Consider the following 6,457-nt stretch of genomic DNA (forward strand, 5'->3'; position numbering starts at 1 on the left):
TCAGCTCCAATCATAGCCATCAGTGGACCAATACTGACCTCTAGGGCAGTGATACCTAAAATAATACCCACCACAAATAATCCTTGACGGGTTATCCTAACCACGAACTGACGGAGCATAGCTGACATATTCGGGAACATCCACAAAGATTTCTCGAGGACTGTCCCTACAATCAGGGAGAGGATGCTAAAGCCAGCGACAATTCCTAAAAATTTGCCAATGTTATTCGCCCAGCGCAGACCTCCTTCTTTAGACTGGAGCCAGCCGACGATGGTAATCCAGGTTCCTTGAGTGTCGGTTACGTCAACCTTAATCCCACTGATTGCATCGATGTATTTGTTGTACAACTCGACATCACCGCCTTTAGTTTCCAGCTCTTCAAGTACCACCTCAAAGCGATCGCTTAAAGCAGTGCGTTCCTCTCGCAGTGTGGTCATGTTGACCAGAACTTGCTTTTTAACTTCGGTCTTCGCTTCCACCGCTTCTTCTAGGTCTTGTTTGGCTTTGTCAAGTCCCTGTTCAGTCTTTTTCTGCTCTTGTTCATCAGTAACGATTTTGTTGCTAATTGTCCCAATCTTTTCTTGAACCTTAGCAACATCCTCGTTTGAAGTTTTTGCTTTATCTTTTTCCTTTTCAGTACTTTCAACTGCTTTATCAATTGCCCCTTGCAAGGTTTTATCATGCTGGGTCTTTTCCTCTTCTTTAACTGCTTCTTCTACTGACTCTTGAGCTTTTTCGAGAGCTTCCTGTGCCTCTTCAGCAGCTTTTAAAGCTTTAAGGCGATCCTCAGCCGATCCCTCAGTCTCTATTTTTTCCTTAGTGTCTGTCGCTTCCTCAAGAGCCTCTTTGGCATCTTCTAGGGCATCAACAGCTTCTTTAGTTTGTTGAAGCTCTCGATTTTTGCGCTTGACAGCAATTTCAGCATCGCTAAGTTCTTTAACTTTAGTTTTAAGCAAGAACATCCACGCTTTAGCTTCACCCTCCAGCTCATCTAATGTCAAGGGCTTGAGCATTAGCTCTAGCTCCTCAATCGGAATAGTTGGATCCTCAGTTGTAATTGCTTTCTCTAAGACTGAATTAGTGGTCTGTTTAGCTTGAGCAGGTAACCACCATGCCCCAACCATTAAGAGACTGCCAAATAAAATGCTAATTTTCTTATGTCGGTAACGAATCATTGGTTTTTCGTGTTAATAAGACGTTAATGAAGATGTAACCTGTATAGTTTGCTTGACTGTTGAGTGTTAACCAATGAAGATGTAACCTGTATAGTTTGGTTCACTGTTGAGTTTTAACCGTTGACTGTCAACAGTTGCTCCCCCCATTACCCCCGAAGATCGGCAGAGCTGTTTGATTCTTGATTTAGACTGAGGGGGGCAGAGCAGCAGAGCAGGGGAACCGAATTTTCCGCAAATATTCGGTTTTGACAGATTCTAATTCTCTGTATTTAACGAAGAAATGACGATCTCGAGGGCAGTCAATAGTTAACGTTTAACAGTAAACACTCAACAGTCAACAAGGTATAGATAGCCTTTTATTGGTTCAAATCGAGCCATGTCCTTATTGTTGCCCAATATTTTCCATCAATAAACATCTTGAACAAAAATTTTGCAAAATCTTTGCTGAATACCGACTCCGCTTTTATCACATCTTTATTTCCCTGGCTGATCATTAATTTTTCATGGCTGCCATCATCCATAGCTTATTTATCGGTAATGGTAGATTTACCAGCCGTATTTGGTATAATCTGCTTCTGTAAAACTCGGTAAAACCATTTATTTTTACTGGGCTGTATTCTTAACAATTCGTTGAATGCTCCTAGAGAAACAGAATACTATCAAATCCGGTTGAATAACCTACTTCCTGGTCAGGAGAGCAGGGGGAGCAGGGCAGCAGGAGAGCAGGGGGAGAAAGATTTTGTCTGGATATCGTAAGTGTGGGCAATTATCCGGAGGTAGTGATAAACATGTAGTGATGGCCAGGGCAAACGCATCTAATTTTTTTTGACAAATGACCAAGATTATGTATTGAGGATTTAACAGGGTGTAAGCTGTCTAAATAAGTAGTGATAGCCAAATCGCTTATTAGAGCTGATTCGTAAACTCGCTGTAATCCTTGTAGGATAAGGCTTGCGCTCAAATAGAACAATTGAACTATTTAATACCCAAAAGACAATCATAGCAAGGCTTTCAGACTTCTTAAGATTTACTTTACAAATCAGCTCTTAGTCTAATTAACTCAAATTACTATTAATTAATAGTTCCCCAAAAAGATTAAAATTTTAATTATGTCAAAATGATGGAAGACTAAAAATAAAATATAATTTATAGAAATACCTGACGGGGGGACAGAGCGGGTATAGCCATTGTTTAGCAAGGGATACAGCAGATGAAGCAAAAAAAAGATAGGTCAAATATAGTAACCCTGACCTATCTACCAAAAATGATAGCGTGCGCCATACCATAAAATCCTACGGTGCGTCTTGCATTTCGAGGAAACCTCGAAACTACGCACCGAAAAAATAAGCTGCATTACACCAGGTATTTGTTCCTGACCTTAGTCGTTGCCAGCCTACAATTGCTCAGACATGTCAAACTAGAAGTGTTAGCTGAAGCCCTGCCGTTAGCTATTTTGTTTGAGAGTCGCCCTTCAGAAATTACCAGTTCAATATCGTTTCAATCTGGTTTCCCTGTGTAAGTGCTCTGGTAGAAGAGATGTTTAAGCCGAACGATAGGATATATTTGGCGTATGACCGCACCAGTTGGGGGGTGATTAATATCTTGATGGTTAGCGTGATCTATGATCATCGTGCCTGGCCGATTTACATCGGAGTTCTTGGATAAAAAAGGCAGCAGTAATTTTGATGAGCAAACAGCTGTTTTGGGAAAAAGTCTTGGGTTACTCTCCAACTATAGGGTGGTGGTGTTAGGGAACCTTGGCCTTTCGGCCACGCTACGCGAACGGTGCGTCTTGCATTTCTCAGACATAAACCTTGGAGAGGGGAGCCTTATTTCATATAACTTAAAAGTATTACCCATAACCTGTCGCTATAAAGGCCGGAGACGAAACCTTCAACAGGGTCGCCTTTATGGGGGAAACGGTTTAGCATAAAAGGGTTGAGTCTTTGTGATAAGGCGACCCTGTTCTACGGTAACTTCAAACACTCTGTTACGGTAACTTTAAATAGTTGATTCTATTGTGTTATCACCATATTTGCTATCGTGACCAAGACCCACGCGGTGCGACCCCGGTCGGGTTTCCCGACGCAGGAAGTTACCGTAGAACAGGGTAGCCTTATTAAAAAGACTTAAACCTATGACTCACAGACTGCCAACTATAAAGGCTACCCTGTTCAAGGTTTCATCGTTGACCTAGGGAACGCGCACCAAGAGAAATGAATCATTATTCCTCATGGCTCTGCTGTTAATAAATTTAAGCCACTTAATAGTTTGACTTGATGAAAACCTTGGCTCCATAACAGCTTGCGTGATTTCGGTCACTATTGTTGAATAAGCGCGGAAATAATGCTAATTTAGCCTTGCCTATTTTTTGGCTTTTATTAATACTTTTTATTAAGTCAACGAACAAATTATAAAACACCATTGGATTGCTAACTTTGCTCGCCTTATAAAAAGTCGATATGTCTACCTCTATGCCACGCACATTCAAACCCTTGACTAAACTAATCATACTATTTTGAATATTATATAGCACAAATTATAACCATTTTAACAAAAATAGTTGCAATCATGGGCGAATTTAATTCGCCAACGGAAAGCGCACCTTTAGGAAAGTATTGAGGACTGGATAATCATCATTAGGTAATTTACCTACGTATCTTTTGACGATTTTTTGAAAATTATATATCATTGAAGCAACATTATTAAATTTTAATTTAGCCTCTATTTTATAAAATTATATGCTATTTGTATAGGTTTTTAACTATCATTCAACATTTCTGAACTAAGCCATGTTCGACTATCTACTCTCAGCGTTAGAAAGACTAAATAAATTACTAGAGCAAGCAGTAATAACAGCACAAGCTGTCTACGGTTCTCAAGCAGCTACTGACCCTTATCGAGGTCTTCGTATTGATCGCGATCAGGTCAAACAACTCCTAGATCGTGAACCAGGGATACCTTTGTTTGCAGTAGATGCAGAAAAAACTGAGTCTGATCAGACTAACAATACACCATTAAACTGGCTGAAACAGACTTTTGGTTTGTCTGAATTTGATTTAGACGTGATTCTGATTGCCCTGGCTCCAGAAATTGATTTAAGTTACGAGCGTCTGTATGCCTATCTTCAGGATGATGTCACTCGCAGGCGACCTAGTATTGATTTAGCCTTAAATTTACTATGTCCCTCTGCTGAAGCCAAACTGTTGCAACGAGTTCATTTTGCTCCTGATGCACCCTTAATCAAACATGGCTTACTTCATTTAATTCCTGACCCTCATCAGGTTAAGCCACCAATATTATCCTATTATCTCAAGCTAGATGATCAAGTTATCCATTTTCTGTTAAAACAAAAGAGTCTTGAACCGCGTTTAGAATCTTGGTGTCAATTGATAGATAGTCCTGCGGTTGAGGACAAGTTACCGATTAGGGATGACATTAAACACATACTTCCTAAGCTAGTCAAACACGCTCAAAATACCAGCCAGCCTCTACATCTGTATTTCTCTGGTTTACATTCTACTGAAAAACGCCGTGGAGCGATCGCCCTTGCCGCTCAACTGAACAAGCAGTTATTAATTGCGGATTTAGCTCAAGCTTTAGCAATTAAGGAAGAGTTTGACCAACTGCTAAAATTGTTATTCCGTGAAGCCTGTTTTCACGATGCTATCCTCTATCTAGAAAGTCTGGAAAGTTGGGATGCACTACAGACCAAAGAGCAGCATCTGTTATATAAAAGCTTACTTGACAGACTAACTGAGGCGAAAGGTGTGGTGATATTATCTGGAATACAGTCGTGGGTGCCAAAGTTGACCAATCTCCAGGGTGTGATTACTGTACCTTTTGCTACACCGGATTTTTACCAACGGCGCGTTTACTGGCAAGCTAGTTTAGAAACTAAAGGAATTGTACTTAGCGATCGCGACTTGGATACCCTAGCCAATCGTTTTACCTTGAGTTCAGCCCAAATAGCAGGAGCAGTGACAACTGCTTGTAATCAGGCTTTGTGGCCTGCTGCTGCCGAATTTGAAGAATTGCCATTAAACAGTACAATTAAGCCAACCCTAAATGACTTATTAGCAGCGGCTCGTGACCAATCTGGTAACAATTTAACTGAATTAGCCCGCAAACTTAACCTTAAGTATAGTTGGCAAGACATTATCTTACCCGCCGATCAACTTGCTCAGCTCAAAGAAATTTGTAATCAAGCCAAGTATCGTCATATTGTCTATGAAAAATGGGGCTTTCACCGCAAGCTGTCCATTGGCAAAGGATTAAATGTACTATTTTCAGGTCCACCAGGCACAGGTAAGACCATGGCGGCGGAAGTGATTGCTAATGAACTACAGCTTGAGCTATACAAAATTGATTTATCCCAGGTTGTCAGTAAGTACATTGGCGAGACTGAGAAAAATTTGAACCGCATTTTTATGGCTGCCGAAACAGCTAACGCTATCCTTCTGTTTGACGAGGCAGATGCTCTGTTTGGCAAACGCTCTGAAGTTCGAGATGCTCATGACCGCTACGCCAATATTGAAGTTGGGTATCTGTTGCAGAAGATGGAGGAATATGAGGGGATATCAATTTTGACAACAAATTTGCGCCAAAATTTAGACGAGGCATTTGTGCGTAGGTTAGCCTTTACAGTTCACTTTCCCTCACCAGATGAAGCTAGTCGTCGGCGCATTTGGGAGGGGATTTGGACTGAGGAAATCCCCTTGTCAGCAGATCTAGATTTTGAGTTTTTGGCACGGCAGTTCAAATTGAGTGGAGGGAATATTAAAAATATTGCCCTAGCAGCAGCTTTTCTAGCGGCTGAAGCAGGTAGTGCAGTGATGATGGAACATCTGTTACAGGGAACTCGGCGGGAGTATCAGAAGATGGGTAAGGTATGGAGTGATGGAATGCGATCGCTTAAATAATCCGGCCACGGTCAGTAGTGAGCCAGTTTTACACTAACGACTTACCTAGTGCGATTGTAAGCATTCAGCCGTTGGCCTTTGGCCAAGGCTGATAGCTGAATGCTTACGTGCTATTTACCTGATTAAGCCACAAGTATAATACTGTAATCCTTAGGCGATCGCGAACATATTATTGATCAAGTTATTTCTCTTTATTACTGTTATCTTATTTCTAGAATTATTTTAGCTTCCAAAAGAAGCTAAATTCAATTCCCAGACTGACGCCCTAATTCATACACACCACAGCTCATACAAGCAATAATCCCGATACTGATTGCCCAACTGTGTCCGAGGCTAATTTCCACGGCGTAGTTACAAACA

At 41.1% G+C, this 6,457-nt stretch carries 4 protein-coding genes and 1 pseudogene; 3 read left to right on the forward strand and 2 right to left on the reverse strand.

Annotated features, from left to right (window positions below; all coding sequences use genetic code 11):
- Positions 1-1,175: pseudogene (locus tag F6K20_RS19750) on the reverse strand (mechanosensitive ion channel protein MscS); the annotation flags it as partial.
- Between the two features lie 356 nt (positions 1,176-1,531).
- Positions 1,532-1,696 (reverse strand): hypothetical protein, encoded by a 165-nt coding sequence (locus F6K20_RS19755; protein ID WP_008180834.1) that lies wholly within the window; start codon positions 1,694-1,696, stop codon positions 1,532-1,534.
- Between the two features lie 776 nt (positions 1,697-2,472).
- Here F6K20_RS19755 and F6K20_RS19760 point away from each other — a divergent pair.
- From F6K20_RS19760 to F6K20_RS19770, 3 genes are all read left to right on the forward strand, one after another.
- Positions 2,473-2,694, forward strand: a complete 222-nt coding sequence (locus F6K20_RS19760; protein WP_075873662.1) for a hypothetical protein — start codon at positions 2,473-2,475, stop codon at positions 2,692-2,694.
- A 102-nt stretch (positions 2,695-2,796) separates the two neighbouring features.
- Positions 2,797-3,108 carry a hypothetical protein gene (locus F6K20_RS19765; RefSeq protein WP_008180838.1) on the forward strand — a complete coding sequence of 104 codons (312 nt, stop codon included), beginning with the start codon at positions 2,797-2,799 and terminating at the stop codon, positions 3,106-3,108.
- Between the two features lie 859 nt (positions 3,109-3,967).
- Positions 3,968-6,097 (forward strand): AAA family ATPase, encoded by a 2,130-nt coding sequence (locus F6K20_RS19770; RefSeq protein WP_287295756.1) that lies wholly within the window; start codon positions 3,968-3,970, stop codon positions 6,095-6,097.
- Positions 6,098-6,457 lie beyond the last annotated feature (360 nt).

Origin of the sequence: Moorena sp. SIO2C4 (assembly GCF_010672485.1) — a bacterium.
GTDB lineage: Bacteria > Cyanobacteriota > Cyanobacteriia > Cyanobacteriales > Coleofasciculaceae > Moorena > Moorena producens.